Below are 24,939 nucleotides of genomic sequence, written 5' to 3'. Positions count from 1 at the left end.
GGCGTGATCCTCCCGCGCGTCAGGCCGTGTAGCGGCGCAGCTGGCCCAGCAGGCGGTCGGCGGCGGCTTCGAGCTCCAGCACGTATTCCTCGATGCGGCCGCGGAAGTAGCGGTGCGCGATCAACGCCGGGATGGCGATCATCAAGCCGAAGGCCGTGTTGTAGAGCGCGATGGAGATGCCGTGCGCCAGCTGCGCCGGGTTGTTGCCGCCCGGCGTCTGGCTGCCGAAGATCTCGATCATGCCCACCACCGTGCCCATCAGGCCCAGCAGCGGCGCGGCGGTGGCGATGGTGCCCAGCGTGTTCATGTAGCGCTCGAGCTGGTGCACGGCGCGCCGGCCGGCGAACTCGAACACCTGGCGCAGCTTGCCCTCGGGCATCTGCGGCTCGGCCGTGACGGCACGCAGGCCGGCAGCCAGCACCTCGCCCAGCACCGAGTTCTCGGCCAGCCGGTCCACCATCTCCGGCGTGGGCAACTGCTGCGTGCTGACGTTCAGCACGTCCTCGAGCAGCCGTGGCGGCAGGATGCGGCTGGCGCGCAAGCTGGTGATGCGTTCAATGATCAGCGCGAGGGCCACCACGGAGCACAGAAGCAAGGGCCAGATCGGCCAACCGGCGGCTTGTATGATCGAAAACAAGGGCGTCCCCGTCAGAAAAAGCGGCCGCTGACCGGCCGGGAATTGCGCGGGATTATGGGCCCAGGCCAGGGTTGCTCCGTGAATGCCAAGCCCCCCAAAAGCAGGCGTGCCAACAATCCACCGCCGCTGTGGATAACTTTGTGGGCAACCTCGGGGTGGCACGCGCCAGAGGCCGTCAAATCAAGGCCTTGGACAACTTGCCTCGATTTTGAGCAGCGGATTTCGAATTGAAAAACAAGACCTTATGTGCTCATGACGGCCGAGTGACGGGCGTCGTAGGCCGAAATCGGCCGGCAGCCCAGTGTTGGCGCGGCTGTGGACTTCCTGGCCCCCGCCGGCATTGGGTTTGCGCGTGATCGAGCCGCGCGAAGCCCCGCCAAATCGGCGTGTCTGGGGGGTGGCTGGCCTTGTGGAGGCCGTCGCCCAGAGCTTGTCCGAGCGTTTCTCGGTTGTCGTCGTGGGCGGGGAGATCTCGGGCTTCACGAGGGCGGCCAGCGGCCACTGCTACTTCACGCTGAAGGATGCCGACGGCCTGGCGGCCAGCCTGCGCTGCGCGATGTTCCGCCGTGCGGCGGCGATGCTGGACTTCGCGCCGGCCGATGGCGCGCTGGTGGAAGTGCGCGGCCGGGTGGCTGTCTACGAGCCGCGCGGCGAGCTGCAATTCGTCGTCGAGGCGATGCGCCGGGCCGGTGCCGGTACGCTGTACGAGCAGTTCCTGAAGCTGCGTGCGCGCCTGGCGGCCGAAGGTCTGTTCGAGGCCGGCGCCAAGCGTGCGCTGCCCGCGCACCCGCAGCGCATCGGGGTCATCACCTCGGCTGCTGGCGCGGCGCTGCACGATGTGCTGACGGCGCTGGCGCGGCGCGCCCCGCAGGTGGCCGTGGTTGTCTACCCCAGCCCCGTGCAGGGCGCCGAGGCGCCGCCGGCGCTGGTGAACGCGCTGCGCACGGCCAACGAGCGGGCCGAGGTGGACCTGTTGCTGCTGGTACGCGGCGGCGGCTCGCTGGAGGACCTGTGGGCGTTCAATGACGAGCGCGTCGTGCGGGCGGTGGCGATGTCGGCCCTGCCCGTTGTCTGCGGTGTCGGCCACGAAACCGACGTGACACTGAGTGACCTCGCCGCCGACCTGCGTGCGCCCACGCCCACAGCGGCGGCCGAGCTGGCTGCGCCGTCGCGCGAGGGCTTGCTTCAGCAGCTCGCCAGCCTGGAACGCGCATTGGTGCTGCGGCTGGATCACCGGCTGCAGGCTGTCGCACAGCGGCTGGACCGGATCGCGCTGCGGTTGTCCCGCCCGAGCGAGGTGCTGGCCCGCCAACGCCGTCTGCTGGACCTGCTGGCCCAGCGCGCGGCAGCCGCGCCCGGGCGTCGGATCGAACTGCAGCGCCAGCGGCTGGAGCACCTGGCGCCGCGCCCGGCGCGTGCGCTGGCCGAGACGCTGCGCCGTCAGGCCGCACGGCTGGATGCGCTGCAGGCCCGGCTGCAGGCGCTGGACCCGCAGCATGTGCTGGCCCGCGGCTATGCCTGGCTGGACGACGGGCAGGGCGGCGCGATCACCTCCGCGCATGCGCTGCTGCCCGGCCACGACGTGCGCGCCGTGCTGGCCGACGGCAGCGTCGACATGCGGGTGCTGCAGGTACGGCCTTTGCCTCCAGGGTGATTGGCGGCTCCCTACAATCCGCCGCGATTTCCTTCCCCAACACCCTCTGAGGTTCACACCATGGAACACACGCTGCCCCCGCTGCCTTACCCCATCGACTCGCTGGCTCCGCACTACAGCAAGGAAACGCTGGAGTTCCACCACGGCAAGCACCACAACGCCTACGTGGTGAACCTGAACAACCTGCAAAAGGGCACGGAGTTCGAGAGCAAGACGCTGGAAGAGATCGTCAAGACCTCCAGCGGCGGCATCTACAACAACGCTGCGCAGATCTGGAACCACACCTTTTTCTGGAACTGCATGAAGCCGCAAGGCGGTGGTGAGCCGAGCGGCGCGCTGGCCGACGCCATCAACGCCAAGTGGGGCAGCTACGCCGCCTTCAAGGAAGCCTTCGTGAAGAGCGCAGTCGGCAACTTCGGTTCCGGCTGGACCTGGCTCGTGAAGAAGGCCGACGGCACGGTCGACATCGTCAATACCGGCGCCGCCGGCACCCCGCTGACCACCGCCGACAAGGCGCTGCTGACGGTCGACGTGTGGGAGCATGCCTACTACATCGACTATCGCAACCTGCGCCCGAAGTTCGTCGAGACCTTCCTGAGCAACCTGGTGAACTGGCAGTTCGCCGAAGCCAACTTCGCCTGAAAGCCTTGGCACCGGCGCTCCGGATGAGCGCCGACGGACGCAACAAAGCCGCCTGGATCTGACGCCAGGCGGCTTTGTCATTCTGGTCGATTGACCAGCGGCGGCTTTACTTCTTGGTGGGCGGCAGCAGCACGCGGTCTACCGCGTGAGCCACGCCGTTGGTGGCGAGGATGTCGGCCTTGAGCACCAGGGCTTCGTCCACGGTGACGAAGTCGCCGGCCTTGGCGAGTGCCAGGTTGGTGCCCTGGCGGCTCTTGGTGGCACCGGCTTTCACGTCGGTGGCGAGCAGTCGCCCGTCGATGATGTGGTGGCTCAGCACGGCCTTGAGTTGGGTGCGGTCAGCAGCCAGTGCCTCCATGGTCTTGGCCGGAACGGCCTTGAAGGCTTCGTCATTGGGCACGAAGACAGTCATGGGTCCGGCAGTGCGCAGATCCTCCGCGAGCCCGGCCTGGGCGGCCAGCCGGGTGAAGGTGCTGAACTGTGGGTCGCGGGCCAGTGTGTCGGCCAGCGGTGCGGGCGCGGGCGTGGTCGCGCAGGCGCTCAGCAGGGCAGCGGTGGCGAGCAGCAGGCAGGCGGCGAATCGGTTCATGGGGTCGATCTGAGAGGTGGTGACGGGGTGAAGTCACTCTAGAAGTCGAATATGACGGTCGCATGAACTCCATATGACGCTGTCACAAAGCGGTTTGTGTCGCTTCACATCTGGGGGAAGAAGCGATCCAATGACCGGATTGCTCAAGAGACGGTCACTGAACCGTCACATTTGGTGCCTAGGATGCGTGGCATCGTTCAACCGCCTGTGGAAGGTGTTCCAGATGAATTTTGTCCAGGTCAGCAAGTCGTTCGCGCTCGTCGCGGGTCTGTTCAGCGCTCAAGTTGCGTTTGCTCAGGACGTCACCGGCGCCGGCGCGACCTTCCCGGCGCCCATCTACGCCAAGTGGGCTGATGCCTACAACAAGGCCAGCGGCGCGCGGATCAACTATCAGTCCGTCGGCTCCGGCGCCGGCATCCGCCAGATCAAGGCCAAGACGGTCGACTTCGGTGCGTCCGACATGCCGCTGAAGGACGAAGAGCTGGCCAAGGACGGTCTCGTGCAGTTCCCCACCGTCATCGGTGGCGTGGTGCCGGTGGTGAACATCAAGGGCGTGGCTCCGGGCCAGCTGAAGCTGACCGGCCCCGTGCTGGCTGACATCTACCTGGGCAAGATCGCCAAGTGGAACGACGCCGCCATCACCGCGCTGAACCCTGGTGTGACCCTGCCTGATGCCGCCATTGCCCCGGTGGCCCGCGCTGACGGCTCCGGCACCACCTTCATCTTCACGAACTACCTGTCCAAGGTCAGCGAGTCCTGGAAGAGCCAGGTTGGCGAAGGCACGACGGTCAAGTGGCTGGCCGGTACCGCCGGCAAGGGCAATGAGGGCGTCGCCGCCTTCGTCCAGCGTCTGCCCAACTCCATCGGCTACGTCGAGTACGCCTATGTGAAGCAGAACAAGATGACCTTTGTTCAGCTGAAGAACAAGGAAGGCCAGTGGGTCAATCCTAGCGACGACGCCTTCAAGGCCGCCGCCGCCGGTGCTGATTGGAACAAGACCTTCTACCAGATCACGACCGACCAGCCGGGCAAGGCTTCGTGGCCGCTGACCAACCCGACCTACATCCTGATGTACAAGTCGCAGGACAAGCCCGCCAACGCCACCGCCGCGCTGAAGTTCTTCGACTGGGCCTTCGCCAACGGCGACAAGATGGCCGACGAACTCGACTACGTGCCGCTGCCCGCCAGCGTGAAGGAACTGGTGCGCAAGCAGTGGGCCGACCAGATCAAGGATGCGGCCGGCAAGCCCGTCGCTTTCAAGTGATCCCGATGCGCTGAGCAAGGCCCGGCCCCGGCCGGGCTTTGCCATGTCCACAGCGCGATTCTTTGACCCCACCCTCAGGAGGCAACTTGGCAGCCATCCTCCCAGCCGGCGATGCCGGCATCGACCGCAGTGAGCAGCAGACGTCGCCCATGAGCCCCAAACCCCAACGTCGCCGTGTCGCCCCCTGGGCCGACACCTTGTTTGCTGCGCTGTCGCAAGGTGCTGCCTGGCTGACGCTGGCCCTGATGGTGGGCATCATCGGCTCGCTCATCGTTGGCGCCGCGCCGGCTCTGCAGGCTTTTGGGCTGGGCTTCCTGACCAGCGCGGAATGGGACCCGGTGCAGGAGAAGTTCGGCGGCCTGGTGATGATCTACGGCACGCTGGCCAGCTCGTTCATCGCGCTGATCATTGCCGTGCCGGTCAGCTTTGGCATTGCCATCTTCCTGACCGAGCTGTCGCCCAGCTGGCTCAAGCGGCCGCTGGGTATTGCCATCGAGTTGCTGGCGGCCGTGCCGTCCATCGTCTACGGCATGTGGGGTCTGCTGGTGTTCGGCCCCATCCTGGCGACCTTCGTGCAGCAACCGCTGCAGGCGATGTTCGGCAGCGTGCCCTATCTCGGCGCGCTGTTCTCGGGGCCGCCGGTGGGCATTGGCATCCTGTCGGCCGGCATCATCCTGGCGATCATGATCATTCCGTTCATCGCCTCGGTGATGCGTGACGTGTTCGAGGTGACACCGCCCATGCTGAAGGAATCGGCCTACGGCCTGGGCGCGACGACCTGGGAGGTGGTCAGCCGCGTTGTGCTGCCCTACACCAAGACCGGTGTGGTGGGCGGCATCATGCTGGGCTTGGGGCGTGCGCTGGGTGAAACGATGGCGGTCACCTTCGTTATCGGCAACATGAGCCAGCTCAATTCGCTGTCGGTGTTTGAGGCCGCCAACAGCATCACGTCCACGCTGGCCAACGAATTCGCCGAAGCTGGCGAGGGCCTGCATCAGGCCTCGCTGATGTACCTCGGCTTGGTGCTGTTCCTGATCACCTTCGTGGTGCTGTCCATCTCCAAGCTGCTGCTGATCCGTCTGAAGAAGAACGAAGGAGCGCGTTCATGAGCACCGCACTCGACGCTCGCCGCCTGGCGATGCACAAGAAGCGCAAGCGTGTCAACGCGGTGGCGCTGACCCTGTCGCTGGGCGCCATGGCGTTTGGCGTGTTCTGGCTGATCTGGATCCTGTTCGAGACCATCGTGCTCGGCATCGGTGGCCTGAGCCTGGCCACGTTCACCGAGATGACGCCGCCTCCGCAGGGCGAAGGCGGCGGCCTGGCCAATGCCATCTTCGGCAGCTTCATGATGGTGGGCCTGGCCACGCTGGTGGGTACGCCGGTGGGCATCCTGGCCGGCGTCTACCTCGCCGAATATGGCCAGAAGAACTGGCTGGGCGCGGCGGTTCGCTTCATCAACGACATCCTGTTGTCGGCGCCGTCCATCGTCGTGGGCCTGTTCGTCTACGCCATGGTGGTGGCCAAGATGAAGAGTTTCTCCGGCATGGCGGGCTCGCTGGCGCTGGCGCTGCTGGTCATCCCGGTCGTCATCCGCACGACGGAGAACATGCTGAGCCTGGTGCCCAACGCGCTGCGCGAGGCGGCCTACGCGCTGGGCACGCCCAAGTGGAAGGTCATCCTGTCCATCACGCTGAAGGCTGCCCGCGCTGGCGTCATCACCGGCATCCTGCTGGCTCTGGCCCGCGTGTCCGGCGAGACAGCACCGCTGCTGTTCACTGCGCTGTCCAACCAGTTCTGGACCAGCGATCTCGGTGCGCCGATGGCCAGCCTGCCGGTCACCATCTTCAAGTTCGCGATGAGCCCGTATGAAAACTGGCAGAAGCTGGCCTGGGCCGGCGTCTTCCTGATCACCTTGGGTGTGCTGCTGCTGAACATCCTGGCCCGCGTGCTCTTCAAGAACAAACACTAAGGACTCCCACCATGGACGCCAAGATCGATACGCCCGTGGGTGAACGCGCCAAGTTGTCGGTGCGTAACCTGAACTTCTACTACGGCGGCTTCCACGCGCTGAAGAACATCAACCTCGACATCCCCGAGAAGAAGGTCACCGCCTTCATCGGCCCGTCGGGCTGTGGCAAGTCCACGCTGCTGCGCACGCTGAACCGCATGTTCGAGCTCTACCCCGAGCAGCGCGCTGAAGGCCAGATCCTGCTGGACGGCGAGGACATCCTGTCCAGCAAGGACGACGTCTCGCTGATCCGCGCCAAGGTCGGCATGGTCTTCCAGAAGCCAACGCCCTTCCCCATGTCCATCTACGACAACATCGCGTTCGGCGTGAAGCTGTTCGAGACGCTGCCGCGCGTGGAGATGGACGAGCGCGTCGAATGGGCGCTGAAGAAGGCAGCCCTCTGGACCGAGGTGAAGGACAAGCTCAACCAGAGCGGCGCCGGCCTGTCCGGCGGCCAGCAGCAGCGTCTGTGCATTGCGCGCGGCATCGCCATCAAGCCCGAGGTGCTGCTGCTCGACGAGCCTTGCTCGGCGCTGGACCCGATCTCCACCGGCAAGATCGAGGAGCTCATTCACGAGCTCAAGAGCGACTACACCGTGGCCATCGTGACCCACAACATGCAGCAGGCCGCGCGTTGCTCGGACTACACGGCCTACATGTACCTCGGCGACCTCATCGAATTCGGCCCGACCGCGGAGCTCTTCATGAAGCCCAAGCGCAAGGACACCGAGGACTACATCACCGGCCGCTTCGGCTGATACGGGAGCAAAGAATGGTCGACAAGCATCTCTCCACCCAATTCGACGCCGAGCTCAGCGGCATCTCCACCCGCGTGCTCGAGATGGGCGGCCTCGTCGAGGCCCAGGTGGCCCAGGCCGTACAGGCGCTGAGCGAGTTCTCGGCCGAGTCGGCCGACGAAGTGCTGGCCCGCGAAGGCCGCGTCAACTCGATGGAAATCGAGATCGACCGCGACCTCTCCACCATCATCGCGCGGCGTCAGCCCACCGCCCGGGACCTGCGCCTGCTGATCGCCATCAGCAAGAGCATCGCCAACCTCGAGCGCGTCGGTGACGAGGCGGCGCGCATCGCGCGCACCGTGCAGCGCCTGGTCTCCAGCGGCGTTTCCAGCCGCTTGCGCGTGCCCATGTCCGACCTTGCCTACGAGGCCGAGTTGGCCACTGCCCAGCTGCGCAAGGCGCTGGATGCGTTTGCCCGCCTGGACGTGGAGCGTGCGCTCGATGTGCTCAAGCATGACGATGAGATCGACAAGGAGTTCGACGGTCTGCTGCGCAAGCTCATCACCTACATGATGGAAGACCCGCGCACGATCTCGTCGTCCATCGACCTGGTGTTTGTCGCCAAGGCCATCGAGCGTGTGGGTGACCACGCCAAGAACCTGGCCGAAGTCGTCATCTATGTCGTCAAGGGCCAGGACGTGCGTCACAACACGCCTGAAGCCGTTGAGACCATGGTGCGCTGATCACCCATCCCCACAGGCTTTGCCCGCCCTGTTTGGGGCGCCACTGAGGGTCAGGCTGTGCCGGGTTCACGGCGCTGGCTGGGCAAAGCACAACCTATTGAGAGCGTCTGTATGAGTCGAATCCTGGTTGTTGAAGACGAATCGGCGATCGCTGAGCTGATTTCCATCAACCTGCGCCATGCCGGCTTCGAGGTCACCATCGCCGGCAGTGCCACGCAGGCACAGTACGAGGTGGACCGCGTGCTGCCCGATCTGGTCGTGCTGGACTGGATGTTGCCCGGACAGAGTGGCGTGGCGCTGGCCCGCCAATGGCGCGGTGCGGCGCGCACCAAGGAGCTGCCCGTCATCATGCTGACAGCGCGTGCCGAGGAGGGCGACAAGATTGCCGGCCTGGATGCGGGTGCCGACGACTACATCACCAAGCCGTTCTCGACGAACGAGCTGCTGGCCCGTATCCGTGCCGTGCTGCGCCGCAAGGCGCCCGAGGCGCTGGACAGCGCCGTCGAGGTGGGCCCGCTGCTGCTGGATCCGGGCACGCGCCGCGTCAGCCGCGAGGGTGTCGAGGTCAAGCTCGGCCCCACCGAGTTCCGCCTGCTGCATTTCTTGATGACGCACCCCGAGCGCGTGCACAGCCGCTCGCAGTTGCTGGACCGCGTGTGGGGCGACCACGTCTTCATCGAGGAGCGCACCATCGACGTCCACGTCAAGCGGCTGCGCGAGGCGCTGGAGCGCGTGCAGTGCGCCCGCATGATCGAGACGGTGCGTGGCGCCGGCTACCGGCTCACCCAGCAGAGCAGCGCGCTCTCGGCTTGAGCGTCAGCGCCCGCCCATGTCCTGGCTGTTGCCCCGCTTGTTGATGGCCCTGGTGGCCACCCTGCTCGGATTCATCATTGGCGTGGTGGTGCGCAAGATCACCGGCCTGGGCGCGCTGGGGTTGGGTGCTGGCGTTGTCACCGCCGTCGTGCTGATGCTGCTGGTGGACGCGGTGCGCGGCCACCGGCTGCTGAACTGGCTGCGGGGCGACCAGTTCGACAATGCGCCGCGTGACACCGGGCTGTGGGGCGAGGTGGGCTACCGCATCGAGCGCGCGGTGCGTGACCGCGACCGTGCGGTCGCCCGCGGGCAGTTGGAGCTGGCGCAGTTCCTGTCCGCCATCGAGGCCTCGCCCAACGGCGTGTTGATGCTGGATGCGCAGGAGCAGATCGTCTGGTGCAACCGCGTCGCGGCCGATCACTTCTCGCTCGACCCTCAGCGTGACCTGCGCCAGCGCATCACCAACCTGGTTCGCGCGCCAGCATTCGTGGCCTACCTGCAGGCTGGCAACTTCGCCGAGCCACTGGTGCTGGGCAACGGCCGCGGCCCGGGCAGCCTGTCCATCATCGTGCGCGAGTACGGCGAGGGGCAGCGCCTCGTGCTGTCGCTGGACATCACCGAGCGCCTGCGCTCCGAGGCCATGCGCCGCGACTTCGTCGCCAACGTCTCGCACGAGATCCGCACGCCGCTGACCGTGTTGTCCGGCTTCATCGAGACCCTGCACTCGCTGCCGCTGACGGCGGTGGAGCGTGAGCGCGTGCTGGTGCTGATGACGCAGCAGACTCAGCGCATGCAGACACTGGTGGCTGACCTGCTGACGCTGGCGCAATTGGAAGGCAGCCCCAGGCCCGCGCCGGATCGTTGGGTCGCCCTGGACGGGCTGCTGGCCCGCGTTGCCGCGGATGCGGATGTGTTGTCGGCAGGGCGTCATCGCCTCAACCTGCGGCCGGCGTCCGGAGCAGAGCTCGCCGGCATCGAGAGCGAGTTGCTGAGTGCCATCGCCAATCTGGTCACCAATGCCGTGCGCTACACGCCCGAAGGCGGCCAGATCGAGCTGCTATGGCGGCAACTGGACGACGGCAGCTGTGAACTGGCCGTGGTCGACACCGGGCCGGGCATCGCGCGGGAGCACATCCCGCGGCTGACCGAACGCTTCTACCGCGTGGACGGCAGCCGCTCGCGCGAGACCGGCGGCACGGGCCTGGGCCTGTCCATCGTCAAGCATGTCATGCAGCGGCACGGCGGCGAGTTGATGGTCGAAAGCGAGGTCGGCAAGGGCTCGCGCTTCCGGCTCGTGTTCCCGGCTGCGCGTGTGCGCCTCGCCAGTGACTCGGCGCTCGGCGATGAGGCCGCGTTCGGCGTCGCTGCAATGGCGGGGCGCTGAGCGCGCCCGGTGCATCAGTCGCGGGTGATCAGTGTCAGCCCGGCGCTGCCACTGCGGTCCGTCGGGCGCTTTACCTGGGCCACAACACGCCAGCCGGCGGGTGTCGGCAGCCCAGCGCTGATGACGGCGTGGCTGCAGGCTGACTCGGCCAATGGCCCACGCCCCAGCACGCGCCAGCCGCCGTGCCATTCCAGCGCTGCCAGCGTGGGCAGGCTTTGGCCCGGTGCTGCCAGGCATGACAGCGGCGCCGGCAAGTGGGGCTTCAGTCGATCCACCAGTGGTTCCAGGCTGCGCGCGTAGTCCAACGGCGGCAGCAGCAGGCTCATCACCAGCAACCAGCCCAGCGCCACGCCGCCGGCCGGCAGCGCCAGGCTCTTCCACAGAGCGTGGCGATGGCGGGCCGTGCGCCAGCGCACCAGCGCCAGCCAGGCAGCCGTGGCCGCCAGTGCGAACAGCAGTGCCAGCAGGCTGAACCGGGGCTCGAAACCCTCGGCCAAGCGGCGCAGATTTGCCAGCGGCCGCGCCGGCCAGCCGGTGTGCATGGACAGGTAGTACAGCCAGAAGAACAGTGCGGCTGCACTGAAGAAGAACACCGAGAACCAGTCCACCGCCGCTGCGAAGCCGCGGCTCAGGGTGGGCAGCGCGAAAGCGGCGAGGATGGCCAGCGACGGCAGCGCCAGCAGCAGTGCGCGCTCCGAGCCGTTCATCGCCAGGCAGGCCGCCAGCGGTACCAGCAGCGCGATGGCCGGCACGGTGATGTGCCTACGCAGTCCGTGGCGGCGCCAGCGCCACAGCGTCCACAAGGCCAGCGGCCCGGCCGGCCAGCAAAACCATGCCAGCAGGCTCAGCAGCGAGCCGATGTCTGTGTTGCCCTGCAGGCGCCAGGCCCAGCCATGAAAGGCCCAGGCGGCCAGCACCGCCAGCGTCAGCGCGCCCAGCAGCCAGACACGCTGGCTCTTGGCCGCGTCGTAGCTGGAGCGGTGGTTGAGCAGCAGGCCCAGCAAGCCGAGCGTGCAGGCCACCATCGGCGCATCGCTGGCAGCCAGCACCGGCAAGGCCACCAGCACGGCCAGTCGGGCTCGGCCCCGGCGGTAGGGCGCGGCGGCCAGCCCGTACAGGTAGACCGACACCGCCAGCAGTTGCAGCAACTCCGGCGAGGTTTCGTGGCCCAACTGCAGCAGGCCCAGCGACGCCATCAGCGCCAGCAGCGCGCCGTCGGCCAGCGCACGGGCGTAGTCCACCGCCTGCGCTTCGCCACCGAACGCGAACGCGACCGGCTGGGCCGCGTCGGTGCGCGCCAGGTGGAAGCAGGCGTACCAGACGGCGACGAACACGCCGGCCAACACCAGTGCGTAGGGCAGCCGCGCGGCGGTGGGGGCATCGAGAAAGGGCAGCGCTTTGATCGCCAGCGCGCCCAGCCAGTACGGCAGCGGGCCGCCCTCGGCCGGGATGCCCGCGATGGCCGGTTGCCACCAGGGTGCATGGCCTTGCGCAATGCTGGCCATGAAGCCGAAAGCCGTCAGGTCGGCATTGCGCCAGGGCTCGCGGCCGAAGATGCCGGGCAGCAGATAGGCGGCGCACAGCAGGATCAGCGCCAGCCGCGGCAGGCGCTCGACGCCGCGCTCGGCAACGATGGCGGGGGTGGGGAGATTCACGCGCTGGGAGGGTCTTGACGTGGCGGGATCATGCCGCAGTTCCGGCAGGGCAGCGCCAGCTGCAAATGACAAAGGGCAGCCAAAGCTGCCCTTGCGTTGCGGAGGCGGTGCAAGCACCGCGTCGGCGAATTACTTCTTGAGGTGCGCGAACTTGTTGCGGAACTTCTCGACGCGGCCGCCCAGGTTGTCCACGCTCTTTTGCGTGCCCGTGTAGAAGGGATGCGATTCGCTGGTGGTTTCCAGCTTCACCAGCGGCAGGGTCTTGCCGTCGATCTCGATGGTTTCCTTGGTCTGGACGGTCGAGCGCGTCACGAACTGGAAACCGTTGGACAGGTCGACGAAGACGACGTCGCGGTAGTTGGGGTGAATGCCTTCTTTCATGGGAACCTCTCGGCTTAGGTCGGGAGCCACATCAGCACAGCGCTGTTGCACTTTCCGGGGTGTTGGGGCGGAAAACCCGCGATTGTAGCGGGCTTCCCTTCGGTCTGGCTAGTTCTGGGTGAGAAGGATCACCCGCCGCGCCGCATCATGTCGAAGAAGTCCAGGTTGTTCTTCGACGCCTTCATCTTGTCGAGGATGAACTCCATCGCCTCGATCTCGTCCATGTTGTAGAGCAGCTTGCGCAGGATCCAGCTCTTTTGCAGGATCTCGGGCTTGAGCAGCAGCTCTTCACGGCGGGTGCCGGACTTGTTGATCAGGATCGACGGGTACACGCGCTTCTCGGCCATGCGGCGATCCAGGTGGATTTCGCAGTTGCCGGTGCCCTTGAACTCTTCGTAGATCACCTCGTCCATCTTGGAGCCGGTGTCGATCAGCGCGGTGCCGATGATGGTCAGCGAGCCGCCTTCTTCGATGTTGCGCGCCGCGCCGAAGAAGCGCTTGGGGCGCTGCAGCGCATTGGCGTCCACGCCGCCGGTCAGCACCTTGCCGGAGCTGGGCAGCACGTTGTTGTAGGCGCGAGCCAAGCGGGTGATCGAGTCCAGCAGGATGATCACGTCCTTCTTGAGTTCCACCAGCCGCTTGGCGCGCTCGATCACCATTTCGGCGACCTGCACGTGACGGGCGGCGGGCTCGTCGAAGGTGGAGCTGATGACCTCGCCGCGCACGGTGCGCAGCATCTCGGTCACTTCCTCGGGGCGCTCGTCGACGAGCAGCACGATGAGGTGGCAGTCCGGGTGGTTGGCGACGAGAGCATGGGCGATGCTCTTCATCATCTCGGTCTTGCCGGTCTTGGGCTGGGCGACGATCAGCGCGCGCTGGCCTTTGCCGATGGGCGAGGTCAGGTCGATGATGCGGCCAGTGATGTTCTCTTCGCCCTTGTAGCCTTCACGCTCGAGCTTGAACTGCTCCTTGGGGAACAAGGGCGTCAGGTTCTCGAACATGATCTTGTTCTTGCTCTCCTCGGGGGTCTGGCCGTTGACACGGTCGACCTTCACGAGCGCGAAGTAGCGCTCGCCGTCCTTGGGAACACGAACTTCACCTTCCACGAGATCACCCGTGTGCAGGTTGAAGCGGCGGATCTGGCTGGGCGACAGGTAGATGTCGTCCGTCGACGCCATGTAGCTGGCCTCGATGGAGCGCAGGAAGCCGAAGCCGTCCGGCAACACCTCGAGCACGCCATCGCCGAAGACCTGCTCGCCAGCCTTGGCGCGCTTCTTCATGATGGCGAACATCAGCTCCTGCTTGCGCAGGCGGGTGACGTTGTCGATCTCCAGCTCCTCGCCCATCTTGATGAGGGCGGAAACGTGGAGCGCTTTCAGTTCGGAAAGATGCATGGGTGGATACCCGTCAGGGGCCGCAGCACCAGCCCAGGCGCAACGGCGATTCCACGGCTGCCCCGCGAAAGGACCGAAAAGGCCACCGCTCAAACAGCGAGCGAGGCGGATTCAGGAAATGGGGGAGGGGGAGCCGAGTCCACGCTGGCTGAGCTCCATCGTGGAGCCCGGGGCGTGTTGGCTTTGGCTGCTGCGGCGGGCGCGGTGAGCGCCAGAAAGCCGCAGCAGTTGGGCGCGATTATAGGTTCGCGTCGATGAAGGCGGTCAACTGGGCCTTGGACAGGGCGCCGACCTTGGTGGCAGCCAGCTGGCCGTTCTTGAACAGCATCAGCGTCGGGATGCCGCGGATGCCGAACTTGGCCGGCACTTCGCGGTTCTCGTCCACATTCATCTTGGCGACCTGCAGCTTGTCGCCGTAGCCGGTGGCCACTTCGTCCAGGATGGGCGCGATCATCTTGCAGGGGCCGCACCACTCGGCCCAGTAATCCACCAGCACCGGCTTGCCGGACTGGATCACGTCGGCGTCGAACGACGCGTCGGAAACATGCTTGATCAATTCGCTGCTCATGGGAGGGTTCCTTGGCCTCTAAGGGGTGACGGTCGCCGCGTTGCGCCGTCCGAATAGGCAAAAATGATTATGACATCGCCACTTTTGCCCGGATGGTCACCGGGGTGACCAAAGCAGTGGGAACGTGAGGGCGGGAGGGCTCCATTGCAAGCCATGAATCTGGGCCTGGTGCCCGGCGAAGACGTTGACGGTTTCTGGCGCCGGGTGGCCGGTGCCTGTGCGGACTGGCTGAGCGAGCAAGGGCTGCCGCTGCGCGACGCTGTACTGCTGCTGCCGTTCGCGCAGCAGATTGCGCCCGCGCGGCGCGCATTTGCTGCCCGCGGTGGCTGGGCGCCGCTGATCACCACCACCAACAGCCTGGCCTCGTCGCTGGGCCCCAGCCGGTTGGCCGCGCCAGGACAGATCAGCCAGGACGCTGCCATCGACGCCTTCACCGCCGAGGGGCTGCTGGCTCACCAGAGCTGGGCCCAGGCGCTACGTGCAAACGACGAGAAGGCCTACGTGGCCGCGCGCGCACGATTGGTTGAGACGGCGCATGCGCTGGCGCGCGGTGCCGTGCAGCGGCCGCTGCCGGCGCGCGATGCGTTCTTCGAGCTGGCGCGCGAGCGGCTGCAACTGCAGGCCGGCGGCCCAGGCGACCTGGAGTGTGCGTCGGGGCTCGTGGCCGTGGCGTGGGTGGCGACCGACGACCGCCGGCCCACCACCGATGCCCTGTTTGACCAGCGCCCCAGTGCCTGGCTGGTGCTGCAGGTCGGCGGCCCTGATCCGCTTGCGCAGGCCTTGATGAACCAAGGCGTGCCCGCGCTGTGCCTGCAGGCCGACGTGGACCTGGACAGCGCCGTGGTCACTGGTGTGGATCTGCGTCTGGCGACTGCCCCCGACTTCGAGAGCCTGGCGGAACAGGCCGCCACGGCCGTGCTGCAGCACCTCAACGCCGGTCGCACGCCGGTGGCGCTGCTGGCGCAGGACCGCGTTGTCGTGCGCCGCGTGCGCACGCTGCTGATGCGCCAGCGCGTGCCGGTGCAGGACGAGACCGGCTGGACGCTGGCGACGACGCCCGCCGCCGCGGCGCTGATGGCGCTGCTGCGGGCGATGTTGGCCCAGCCCACGCTGGACGACTGGCTGGCCTGGCTGAAGTCGCCGCTGGGCGCCGTCTGGGACGCCACCGCGCTGCGCGAGCTGGAGGCGCTGTGCCGCCGCAAGGGTTGGCGCTCCACCGGCCCGCTGGATGCCTTGGGCCTGCCGCTGTGGCGCGAGGCCCGCGAGGCCGCAGCACCGCTGGCCGGCGGGGCACGCAAGCTGGGCGGCTGGCTGGCCGACCTGGGCCGCGTGCTGCGTCGCCTGGGGCCGCTGACGGGCGTGGAGGGCGGCGAGGAGCTGCTGAACGCGCTGTGGATCAGCCGCAACCCGTGGGAGGGCAGCGCGCACGAGCAGGTCATCGGCGCGACGAAGCTGCGGCCCGACGAATTCCTCGCCTGGGTGGACGCGACGCTGGAAGGCGGGCAGTTCAGCCCGCCCGAGGACGCGCAGGCAGCCGTTGTCATCACGCCGATGGCGCGCGCGCTGCTGCGGCCCTTCGGCGCCGCCGTGCTGCCCGGCGTGGACGCGGCGACGCTGGCCGCCTCGCCGCCGCGCAACGGCGTGCTGTCGGACGCCGATGCGCAGGCGCTGGGCCTGCCGCACCTGGCCGCGCAGCGCGAGGCGCAGGCCTGGGCGTTCGCGCAGCTGCTGCGGCTGCCGGCCGTCACGCTGCTGCGCTGCAGCCATGCCGGCGCCGAGCCGCTGCCGCCCAGCCCGCTGCTGGAGCGCCTGGAGGCGGCCTGGGGGCAGGCCTTGCCGACCTGGCAGGACGAGCGCGTGGCGGCGCCACTGGCCCGACTGCCTGCGACGCGGCGCGAGGCCGTGCCGGCCTGCCTGCCGGCCGCGTTGAGCGCCAGCAGCATCGAGGCGCTGCGCAACTGCCCCTACCAGTTCTTCAGCCGCAGCCTGCTGGGCCTGCGCGAGCCGGACGAGTTGGAGGTGGAGCTCGACAAGCGCGACTACGGCACCTGGCTGCACGACGTGCTGAAGCGCTTCCACGACCATCGCAGCGGCGACGACCTGGCTGATTTGCGCGCCGCGGCCGACATCGAGGGCGAGCGCCTGGATGCGGCCGACTTCCTGCCCTACCGCGCTGCCTTCGAGCGTGTGCTGCCGCGCTATGTCAGCTGGCTCGCCGAGACCGAGGGCGCGGGCCAGCGCTTCGAGGCCGGCGAAGTCGACAAGCGCTGCCAGCCCTTCGACGGCGCGCTGGCCGGGCTGGCGCTGCAGGGGCGCCTGGACCGCATCGACACGACGCCCCAGGGCACGCTGCTGCTGGACTACAAGACCGGCAAGGCCGCCGAGCTGCGCGACAAGCTGAAGGCGCCGCTGGAGGACACGCAGCTGGCCGTCTACGCGCTGCTGATGGGCGCTGACCCGGCGCTGCAGGCCGCCTACCTGGCGCTGGACGAGCCCGACGCGCTCAAGCTGGTGCCGCACGAGGCCGTCAGCGACACGGCGCTGGTGCTGCGCGATGGCTTGCAGGCCGACCTGTCCGCCGTGCTGGGCGGCGCCGCGCTGCCGGCCCTCGGCGAAGGCCGCGTCTGCGACTACTGCGAAGCCCGCGGCCTGTGCCGCAAGGATGACTGGGCATGACGAGCAACTTCGCCTACTACGCCGACGGCCGGCTGATCCCCCGCGAGCGCTTCTACGCCATCGCCTGCGACCCGGCGCGCAGCAGCATCGTCGAGGCCTGCGCCGGTGCCGGCAAGACGTGGATGCTCGTCTCGCGCATCCTGCGGGCGCTGCTGGCCGGCGCCGAGCCGCAGCAGATCGTCGCCATCACGTTCACGCGCAAGGCCGCGGGCGAGATGCGCGAGCGGCTGTCCGAATGGCTGGCCGGCTTTGCCGCCGCCGACGAGGCCGTGCAGCGCCAGGCGCTGATCGACCGCGGCGTGGATGCTGCCGAGGCTGAGCGACTGCGCCCGCGGCTGGCCACGCTGCACGGCGAGCTGCTGCGCGGCGGGCGTGGCGTGGAGGTGCGCACCTTCCACGGCTGGTTCTCGCAGCTGCTGCGCGCGGCGCCGATGAGCCTGCTGGCCGACTTGGGCATTTCGCCGGAGCTGCAGCTCATCGAAGACGAGGCCGAGCTGATGCCGCCGCTGTGGCGGCGCTTCCATGGCGTCGTACTCAGTGACGCCGAGCTGCTGGCCGACTTCCAGGCGCTGACGCTGGCGCGCGGCCGGCACAACCTGCGCGAGTGGCTGCTGGCAGCATTCTCCAAGCGGGTGGAGCTGGGGCTCGCTGACGCGACGGGTGTGCTGCAGGCCAGCCTGCTGCCACCCAAGCAGGATCCGGCCGAGCGCTTCGAGCTGCTGGCGCCGTCGCTGGTGACCGTGGCCCGCGAGCTGGGCCAGGGTGGCGCGAAGGCGCAGACGGCCGCGGCGGCGCTCGTGGATGCCGGCAGCTTCGACGAGGTCTGGAAAGCGCTGTTCACGGCGACCGGCACGCCGCGCAAGTTCGACAAGGCCACGGATGCGCTGCCGTCGCTGCGCGCCGTGTTCGTCGAGCTCGAAGGCCTGCGGGCCGACTTCGACCAGCTGGCCGCCGCCGAGCAGCATGCCCGCATGTGCCGGCTGGCCCGTGTGCTGGTCACTGAGTTCGACGCGTTGAAGCGTGGCCGCGGCCTCGTCGACATGAACGACCTGGAACGCGGCGCGCTGGCGCTGCTGGCGCGGCCCGAGCTGGCCGGCTGGGTGCAGCAGCGGCTGGATGCGCAGGTGCGCCACCTGCTCATCGACGAGTTCCAGGACACCAGCCCGCTGCAGTGGCAGGCGCTGCACGGCTGGCTGCAGGCCTATGCCGGCGCGGGCGGCGGCGCGCAGATCAGCGTCTTCATCGTCGGCGACCCCAAGCAGAGCATCTACCGCTTCCGCCGCGCCGAGCCGCGCGTGTTCATCGCCGCGCGCGAGTTCGTGCTGGGCGGCCTGGGCGGCGTCAGCCTGGCCTGCGACCACACGCGGCGCAACGCGCCCGAGGTGTTGGCCGCGGTGAACGGCGCGCTGGACGGCGTGCTGGACGGCTTTCGCCCGCACACCACCGAGGGCACGCCGGGCAGCGACGCGCTGGCCGGCCTGTGGCTGCTGGACGGCCCGCCCGGCGAGAAGGCCGAGCGCGAGACCGACCCGCTGGCCTGGCGCTCCAGCCTGACCGAGCCACGCCACGAGCCCGAGTTCGAGCGGCGTGCCGCCGAGGCGCAGCGCGTGGCCGCGTGCATCGCAGGCTTGCTGGCGGCGCGGCCCGACCTGGGCCCCGAGGACATCTTCGTGCTGGCGCGCAAGCGCGAGCCGCTGCGCCAGCTCAGCGCCGCGCTGACGACGGCCGGCATCCCGCATGCCGCGCCGGAGGAAACGCCACTGGCCGACGCGCCGGCCGTGCGCGACCTGCTGGCGTTGCTGGACGTGCTGGCGTCGCCCGGCCACGACCATTCGCTGGCCCAGGCGCTGGCCAGCCCGCTGTTCGGCATCGCCGACGACGAGCTGCTGCGCATCGCCCGCGCGGCGGGCCGCGTCGCTTACCTCGATGCGCCCGCGGCTGAATCACCGCAGCCCTGGTGGGCGGCCGTGCAGGCGCTGGCCGACCCCAGCCCCGCGCTGGCCCGCGCGCGCGGCCTGCTGGCCGGCTGGCGCGAGGCCGCTGCGCTGAGCACGCCGCATGAGCTGCTGGACCGCATCGTCCACGAGGGCGAGCTGCTGCCGCGCGTGCTGGCCGCCAGCCCGCCCACCGAGGCGGCGGCCCGCGTGCAGAGCGTGCAGGCGCTGCTGCGCGCCGCGCTGGACCTGGACGGCGGCCGCTATGCCCAGCTCTACGGCTTCGTGCGCGCGCTGCGCAGCCGGCCGCTGACCTGGGCGGCCACGGCGGGCGGCGCCGGCGTGCAGCTGCTGACCATTCACGGCGCCAAGGGACTGGAGGCCGAAGTCGTCATCCTGCTGGACACCGAGGCCGCGCCGCCGAAGGCCGAGACCTACGGCCTGCTGCTGGACTGGCCGGTGGGCGATCCGGCGCCGACCTGCGCGGCGTTCTTCGGCTCCGAGGCCAAGCCGCCGCCGTCGCTCGCCGGGCTGGTCGCGCAGGAGCAGGCCGCCCGCGAGCGCGAGGAGTTCAACGCGCTCTACGTGGCGCTGACGCGCGCGCGCCGCACGCTGATCGTCAGCCGCACGCCGGCCAAGCGGCCGCAGGCCAGCTGGTGGGCGCGCCTGGCGCCGCTGGGCCAGCCCTGGCCGCTGCCGCTGCTGGACGGCGCGGCGGGCGCGGCGCCGGCGCTGCACTGGTGGCCGCTGCCGGCCTGGCAGGGCCAGCGCGTGCCGCTGCAGGCGCGCGCGGCTGACAACGCCCGTGCCGCGCAGGTGGGCGAAGCGCTTCACCGCGCGCTGGAGTGGGTCAGCCAGCCGGGGCAGACACAGCCGCTGGCCGTGCTGCTGGCCGGCAGCAGCCAGGCCTTCGGGCTGGACGCGGCCGGACGCAAGCAGCTGGAGGCGGCGGTGCGCGCCATCCTGGCCAGCGCCGAAGCCCGGCCGTTCTTCGACCCCGCCGAGCTGCTGTGGGCCGGCAACGAGGTGGCCGTGACGCTGCCGAGCGGGGAAGGGCGCATCGACCGTCTCGTGCAGCGCCGCGACGGCTGCTGGTGGGTGTTGGACTACAAGCTGGGCCTGACGCCCGAGGCCCAGCAGGCGTATCACGAGCAGCTGCGCGGCTATGTGGCGGCGGTGCAATTGCTGCAGCCGGGCGAGCCCGTGAAGGCCGCGTTGATCAGCGGCGAGGGCCGGGTGATTTCTGTCGGCTAGAATGGCGGGCTTGATCGGGGCGTAGCGCAGCCTGGTAGCGCATCTGCTTTGGGAGCAGAGGGTCGCGAGTTCGAATCCCGCCGCCCCGACCAAACCTTTTCAGCAACCCGCCGCTGGCCCCGCGCCACCGGCGGGTTTGTCTTTTGTGAAGCCCCCATCCGAGGGCCGGGCATCCGGGGCATCCCGCAGAGTCGACCGCACGGTCGGCCCAGACAATCGCCCGCTTTTGCAGCAACCCGGCCGGGCCACAAGCCCCGCCAGAGATCCATGGCCATTCAACACCTGACCGACGAGCAGATCGCCACCTGGAGCCGTGCCCAAAAGGACGAGTGGTGGTTCAAGAACGTCTTCCGCGGCGACATGGCGCAGCTGACGCTGCGCTCCGGCTTCACCGGCTTCCTGCTGGGCGGCATCCTGTCGGCCACGGGCCTGTACATCGGCGCCAAGACCGGCATCGCCATCGGCGTGGGCCTGACGTCGGTGATCCTCGCGTTCGCGCTGTTCCGCGCGCTGCATGCCAGCGGCTTCGCGCAGGACTACACCATCCTTGAGAACAACTGCACCCAGTCCATCGCCACGGCGGCGGGCTACGTCATCACGCCGCTGTTCTCCAGCCTCGCGGCCTACATGCTGGTCACCGGCATCATCCCGGCCTGGTGGCAGTTGATGATCTGGATCTTCGTTGTCGCGATGATCGGTGTACTGCTGGCCTTCCCGCTGAAGCGGCGCTTCATCAATGAAGACCAGGCCCCGTTCCCCGAGGGCCGCGCTTGCGGCGTGGTGCTGGATTCGCTGTACCACGGCGCCGGTGACGAAGGCGTGTTCAAGGCCAAGCTGCTGGGCGTTGTGGCGGGCTTCACGGCGCTGTACCAGGCCATCGTCAGCGACGGCTGGATGAAGCTGGTGCAGTTCAAGATCCTGATGATGGACAAGTGGGCCGGCCTCAGCCAGCCCTGGCACCTGCACGAGCGCCTGGATCACTACTACTACGCCTGGGCCGGCAAGAGCACCGCGCTGATCCCCACCATCATGGGCACCGACATCCGCCAGCTGGGCCTGCGCCTGACGCTGGACGCGGCCATGCTGGGCGTGGGCGGCCTGATGGGCATTGCCGTGGCGGCAAGCTGCTTCCTGGGCGCCTTCATCAACTTCGTGGTGCTCGCGCCCATGATGATCCACATGGGCGACATCGCACCGCGCATCGGCGCCAATGGCGAGCTGATTCCGCTGAACCGTGCCGAGATCGTCAACCAGTGGTCGCTGTGGTGGGGCGTCACGATGATGGTGGTGGGTGCGCTGGTGGGCCTGCTGGCCAAGCCGGAAATCTTCAAGGCCATGTTCAAGCGCAAGGCCGCCACGCCGACGGCCGCGCCTGCCGCCGCCGGCGGCGACCTGCTCAAGGACATCGAGGTGCCGCTGTGGATCAGCTACGTCGGCGTGCCGGTGTTCAGCCTGCTGGGCAGCTATGTCACACACGTGTTCTTCGGCGTGCCGTTCTGGCTGGCGCTGGTGTCGCTGCCGCTGATCTTCGTGTTGACGGTCATCTGCACCAACTCGATGGCGCTGACGTCCTGGACGCCTACTGGTGCGCTGTCCAAGATCACGCAGTTCACGATGGGCACGCTGGACCGCACCAACCCCGGCTCCAACCTGCTGCCGGCCGGCATGACGGCCGAGATCGCGTCCAACGCGGCCAACCTGCTGTCCGACATCAAGCCCGGCTACATGCTGGGCGGCAAGCCCCGCCACCAGGCTGTGGGCCATGTCATCGGCAACCTGGCCGGCGTGCTGTTCTGTGTGCCGCTGTTCTTCCTGCTGTTCCTGCCGGAGACCAACGGCGTGCGCAGCGTCACCACGCTGGTGACCGACCAGTTCGCCTTCCCGTCGGCGCTGCAGTGGAAGGGCGTGTCCGACATCATCGCCAAGGGCCTGAAGGGCCTGCCGACGTCGGCGCTGATCTCCATGGGCGTGGCCGCGCTGGCGGCCGTGGCGATGGAAGTGGCGCGCATCAAGACCAAGGGCCGCTTCCAGCTGTCCGCCGTGGCCACGGGCCTGGGCGTCGTGCTGCCGCCGGAGTCGGTGCTGGCCATGTTCGTCGGCGCGGTCATCTTCTTTGCCATGGGCAAGAAGCACAAGACCGCCGGCACCCGCGGTCACCGCGTCTGGGTCGAGGGCATGGAGCCCATCTGCGCCGGCCTGATCTCGGGCGCCGCACTGATGGGCATCGGCAACGCCATCATCAATGTGCTGATCTAATCCGCACCGTCTGCCCGTAGCTCAACTGGATAGAGCAGCTGCCTTCTAAGCAGCAGGTCGGGGGTTCGAGTCCCTCCGGGCAGGCCAAGGTCTGACATCACCCCCTCGCAACGCCTGGCCTCTGCCCGCAGAGCCCGGGCGTTGTTGTTGGTGCATGGCGTTACAACTTCGGTCTGGCCGGCCGTGCACCGTCGGGGGACGCCGCGCGTTGTGAGACTTCAACTCCTGGTGAGGCCGCCTTGAAGACCATTGCCCGCGTTCTGATCGTTTCCGCCCTGGTGGCCGCGCAAGGGGTGGCCGTCGCTGGCCCGCGCCACTACGACCGCCACCACCACCATCACCACCATCATGGCCACCACCGCCCCAATGGTGCTGCGGTTGGCGCCGTGGTGCTGGGCCTGGCGCTGGCGGTTCCGCTGATTGCGATGGCCCGTCAGGCAGACCGCGCCGAGCGCGCGCCGGAGGTGGTCTACACGCCGCCGCCGCCTGCACCGCTGCCGCCTGCAACTGTGTATGTGCCGAGCCGTTCTGCGCCGGTGATCTATCCGCGCCAGGGCCAGAGCTTGGAGCAGCAGGAGTACGACAGCCGCGAGTGCAACCGCTGGGCCACCACGCAGTCGGCCGCGATGGCGGACGCGGGCGTGTTCCAGCGCGCCGTTGAGGCCTGCATGGACGGGCGCGGCTACACGCTGCGCTGAACGGTGCCGGGCCGGCTCAGGCGTTCAGCCCGCGGCCGGCCAGGCTGAGCGTGCGGCGGAACTCGTCGCGCAGCCGGTAGAGCTGGGCCGGGCGGTGTGGCCCCTGGGCCAGCTTGGCGCCAGGCACCGGCTCCAGCATGCCCAGCTCGTCCATCTTGCGGCGAAAGCTCACCGCGTTGATGGGCTCGCCCAGCAGCGCCTCGTAGATGCCGTGCAGCTGCGGCAGCGTGAAGGGCTCCGCGCACAGGTGCACGGGTAGCGAGGAGTACTGGCTCTTGTTGCGCACCCGGTCCACCGCCGTGGCGACGATGCGCCCGTGGTCGAAGGGCAGCTGCGGCAGCTCGTCCACCGGCAGCCAGTGCTGCCCGGGCTGCGGTGCCTGGGGCGCGGCGACCAGTGCGACATAGGCGACCGACACGCTCCAGCCGCGCGGATCGCGCGCCGGGCCGCTGAAGCTGGCGAGCTGCTCCAGGTAAGGGCTGGGCAGGCCGGCCTTGTCGCGCAGCACGCGGCGGGCGGCGTCGGCGCAGTCCTGGTCGACGCTGGCGTGCACATAGCCGCCGGGCAGGGCCAGCGCGCCGGCAAAGGGCTCGCGTTCCCGCTTGATCAGCAGCACCTGCAACTGCGCGTCGCGCAGCGTGAGCAGCACGACGTCCACCGTGCAGATCAGCCGGTGGTCGGCGCCTGAGTTCGTTGAGGTGTTCATCGAAGCGAGGATAAACGCTGGCGTTCAGGCAGGGATTCTTCACTCCACTTAGTTGCAAACGTAAATTAAGTGGAGCTATGATGGCCGCACACACCCAGGAGATGTCCATGACCACCCACCTGCTGTTGATCGACCCGCAGAACGACTTCTGCGATCTGCCCGAGTACTGGCTGCCGCGCTCGCCTGTGAGCGGCGAGTTGCTGCGCCCGGCGCTGCCGGTGGCCGGCGCGCACGCCGACATGTTGCGGGCTGCCGCGCTGGTGCAGCGTCTGGGCGGCACGCTGGGCGCCATCACGCTGACGCTGGACTCTCACCATCGCATCGATGTGGCCCACCCCGGTTTCTGGGTGGATGCCGCCACCTGCCAGGCGCCCGGCGCCTTCACGCCCATCACGGCGGCTCAGGTGCGTGCCGGGGCCTACCGGCCGCGCGACGCCGCCGTGCTGGGCCGCGTGCTGGCCTACCTGGACGCGCTGGAGGCCACGGGCCGCTACACACTGATGGTCTGGCCCGTGCACTGCCAGATGGGCAGCTGGGGCCACGGCGTGCACGCCGGCCTGCAGGCGGCGCTGGATGCCTGGGCCGACAGCGCCGGCCGCTCGGTGGAGATCGTCACCAAGGGCGAGAACCCCTGGACCGAGCACTACAGCGCGCTGCAGGCCGAGGTGCCCGATGTCGCCGACGAGCGCACGCTGCTGAACCAGCCACTGCTGGCCGCGCTGGATCGCGCCGACCGCGTGCTCATCGCGGGTGAGGCCGGCAGCCACTGTGTGCGCGCCACGGTGGAGCACCTGGCCGCCCATCTGCCGTCCCGGCAACTGAACAAGCTGGTGCTGCTGACCGACTGCATCAGCCCCGTGACGGGCTTCGAGGCCCAGCAGGCCGAGTTCCTGGCGGCCATGCGCAGCGCCGGGCTGGAGCTGGCCCTCAGCACGGAGTTTTGAGG

The 24,939-nt window shown here is 68.5% G+C and carries 21 protein-coding genes and 2 tRNA genes; 16 read left to right on the top strand and 7 right to left on the bottom strand.

Annotated features, from left to right (window positions below; translation table 11 throughout):
* Positions 1–19 precede the first annotated feature (19 nt).
* On the bottom strand, positions 20–637 hold the full coding sequence (locus NYO99_RS15355) for a MotA/TolQ/ExbB proton channel family protein (RefSeq protein WP_268168117.1): 618 nt from the start codon (positions 635–637) through the stop codon (positions 20–22).
* A 352-nt stretch (positions 638–989) separates the two neighbouring features.
* On the opposite strand from NYO99_RS15355, the gene xseA reads away from it, so the two are divergent.
* A complete protein-coding gene (xseA, locus tag NYO99_RS15350; RefSeq protein ID WP_326494838.1) occupies positions 990–2,291 on the top strand; it encodes an exodeoxyribonuclease VII large subunit in 1,302 nt (433 codons plus the stop codon).
* A gap of 60 nt (positions 2,292–2,351) precedes the next feature.
* The gene (locus tag NYO99_RS15345; RefSeq protein WP_268168116.1) at positions 2,352–2,933 is read left to right on the top strand and encodes a superoxide dismutase; all 582 of its coding nucleotides are present in this window, start codon (positions 2,352–2,354) and stop codon (positions 2,931–2,933) included.
* Between the two features lie 106 nt (positions 2,934–3,039).
* Here NYO99_RS15345 and NYO99_RS15340 read toward each other — a convergent pair whose 3' ends face one another.
* Complete coding sequence (locus NYO99_RS15340) at positions 3,040–3,522, bottom strand: fasciclin domain-containing protein (RefSeq protein WP_268168115.1); 483 nt, start codon at positions 3,520–3,522, stop codon at positions 3,040–3,042.
* 223 nt (positions 3,523–3,745) lie between these two features.
* Between NYO99_RS15340 and pstS the strand changes: the two genes are divergently transcribed.
* From pstS to phoR, 7 genes are all read left to right on the top strand, one after another.
* Complete coding sequence (gene pstS, locus NYO99_RS15335; protein ID WP_268168613.1) at positions 3,746–4,786, top strand: phosphate ABC transporter substrate-binding protein PstS; 1,041 nt, start codon at positions 3,746–3,748, stop codon at positions 4,784–4,786.
* Positions 4,787–4,935: 149 nt separating this feature from the next.
* Entirely contained in the window at positions 4,936–5,895 is a 960-nt protein-coding gene (gene pstC, locus NYO99_RS15330) for a phosphate ABC transporter permease subunit PstC (protein ID WP_268168611.1), read from the top strand.
* A complete protein-coding gene (gene pstA / locus NYO99_RS15325) occupies positions 5,892–6,755 on the top strand; it encodes a phosphate ABC transporter permease PstA (RefSeq protein WP_268168114.1) in 864 nt (287 codons plus the stop codon). The genes pstC and pstA overlap by 4 nt, the downstream gene beginning before the upstream one ends.
* An 11-nt stretch (positions 6,756–6,766) precedes the next feature.
* Positions 6,767–7,552 (top strand): phosphate ABC transporter ATP-binding protein PstB, encoded by a 786-nt coding sequence (gene pstB, locus NYO99_RS15320; protein WP_268168113.1) that lies wholly within the window; start codon positions 6,767–6,769, stop codon positions 7,550–7,552.
* Between the two features lie 14 nt (positions 7,553–7,566).
* Positions 7,567–8,274: a phosphate signaling complex protein PhoU gene (gene phoU, locus NYO99_RS15315; RefSeq protein WP_268168112.1), complete on the top strand. Its 708-nt coding sequence runs from the start codon at positions 7,567–7,569 to the stop codon at positions 8,272–8,274.
* 111 nt (positions 8,275–8,385) lie between these two features.
* The gene (gene phoB, locus NYO99_RS15310; RefSeq protein ID WP_268168111.1) at positions 8,386–9,087 is read left to right on the top strand and encodes a phosphate regulon transcriptional regulator PhoB; all 702 of its coding nucleotides are present in this window, start codon (positions 8,386–8,388) and stop codon (positions 9,085–9,087) included.
* 16 nt (positions 9,088–9,103) lie between these two features.
* Positions 9,104–10,471, top strand: a complete 1,368-nt coding sequence (gene phoR, locus NYO99_RS15305) for a phosphate regulon sensor histidine kinase PhoR (protein ID WP_268168110.1) — start codon at positions 9,104–9,106, stop codon at positions 10,469–10,471.
* Positions 10,472–10,485: 14 nt separating this feature from the next.
* On the opposite strand, the gene NYO99_RS15300 is transcribed toward phoR, so the two are convergent.
* The 4 genes from NYO99_RS15300 to trxA form a co-directional block, all read right to left on the bottom strand.
* The gene (locus NYO99_RS15300; protein ID WP_268168109.1) at positions 10,486–12,126 is read right to left on the bottom strand and encodes a hypothetical protein; all 1,641 of its coding nucleotides are present in this window, start codon (positions 12,124–12,126) and stop codon (positions 10,486–10,488) included.
* Positions 12,127–12,255: 129 nt separating this feature from the next.
* A complete protein-coding gene (locus NYO99_RS15295) occupies positions 12,256–12,507 on the bottom strand; it encodes a type B 50S ribosomal protein L31 (protein WP_268168108.1) in 252 nt (83 codons plus the stop codon).
* Positions 12,508–12,635: 128 nt separating this feature from the next.
* Positions 12,636–13,901, bottom strand: a complete 1,266-nt coding sequence (rho, locus tag NYO99_RS15290) for a transcription termination factor Rho (RefSeq protein ID WP_268168107.1) — start codon at positions 13,899–13,901, stop codon at positions 12,636–12,638.
* 238 nt (positions 13,902–14,139) lie between these two features.
* A complete protein-coding gene (gene trxA / locus NYO99_RS15285) occupies positions 14,140–14,469 on the bottom strand; it encodes a thioredoxin TrxA (RefSeq protein ID WP_268168106.1) in 330 nt (109 codons plus the stop codon).
* Between the two features lie 153 nt (positions 14,470–14,622).
* Between trxA and NYO99_RS15280 the strand changes: the two genes are divergently transcribed.
* The 6 genes from NYO99_RS15280 (at position 14,623) to NYO99_RS15255 (ending at position 23,287) form a co-directional block, all read left to right on the top strand.
* Entirely contained in the window at positions 14,623–17,145 is a 2,523-nt protein-coding gene (locus tag NYO99_RS15280) for a PD-(D/E)XK nuclease family protein (protein WP_268168105.1), read from the top strand.
* Positions 17,142–20,333, top strand: coding sequence for a UvrD-helicase domain-containing protein (locus NYO99_RS15275; RefSeq protein ID WP_268168104.1), 3,192 nt, complete (start codon positions 17,142–17,144; stop codon positions 20,331–20,333). Before NYO99_RS15280 ends, NYO99_RS15275 begins: the two co-directional genes overlap by 4 nt.
* 15 nt (positions 20,334–20,348) lie before the next feature.
* A tRNA-Pro gene (locus tag NYO99_RS15270) sits at positions 20,349–20,425 on the top strand.
* A 175-nt stretch (positions 20,426–20,600) separates the two neighbouring features.
* Positions 20,601–22,589 carry an OPT family oligopeptide transporter gene (locus NYO99_RS15265; RefSeq protein WP_268168103.1) on the top strand — a complete coding sequence of 663 codons (1,989 nt, stop codon included), beginning with the start codon at positions 20,601–20,603 and terminating at the stop codon, positions 22,587–22,589.
* 10 nt (positions 22,590–22,599) lie between these two features.
* Positions 22,600–22,676: transfer RNA gene (locus NYO99_RS15260), tRNA-Arg, on the top strand.
* A 152-nt stretch (positions 22,677–22,828) separates the two neighbouring features.
* Positions 22,829–23,287 (top strand): hypothetical protein, encoded by a 459-nt coding sequence (locus NYO99_RS15255; protein ID WP_268168102.1) that lies wholly within the window; start codon positions 22,829–22,831, stop codon positions 23,285–23,287.
* A 16-nt stretch (positions 23,288–23,303) separates the two neighbouring features.
* On the opposite strand, the gene NYO99_RS15250 is transcribed toward NYO99_RS15255, so the two are convergent.
* Positions 23,304–23,993, bottom strand: a complete 690-nt coding sequence (locus NYO99_RS15250; protein WP_268168101.1) for an NUDIX hydrolase — start codon at positions 23,991–23,993, stop codon at positions 23,304–23,306.
* A gap of 101 nt (positions 23,994–24,094) precedes the next feature.
* On the opposite strand from NYO99_RS15250, the gene NYO99_RS15245 reads away from it, so the two are divergent.
* Positions 24,095–24,937, top strand: a complete 843-nt coding sequence (locus tag NYO99_RS15245; protein WP_268168610.1) for a cysteine hydrolase family protein — start codon at positions 24,095–24,097, stop codon at positions 24,935–24,937.
* Positions 24,938–24,939: the final 2 nt, after the last annotated feature.

Origin of the sequence: Roseateles hydrophilus, from assembly GCF_026712245.1 — a bacterium.
In the GTDB taxonomy this organism is placed as follows: Bacteria; Pseudomonadota; Gammaproteobacteria; order Burkholderiales; family Burkholderiaceae_C; genus Pelomonas; species Pelomonas hydrophilus.
This window is presented reverse-complemented; position numbering and strand designations above follow the sequence as displayed.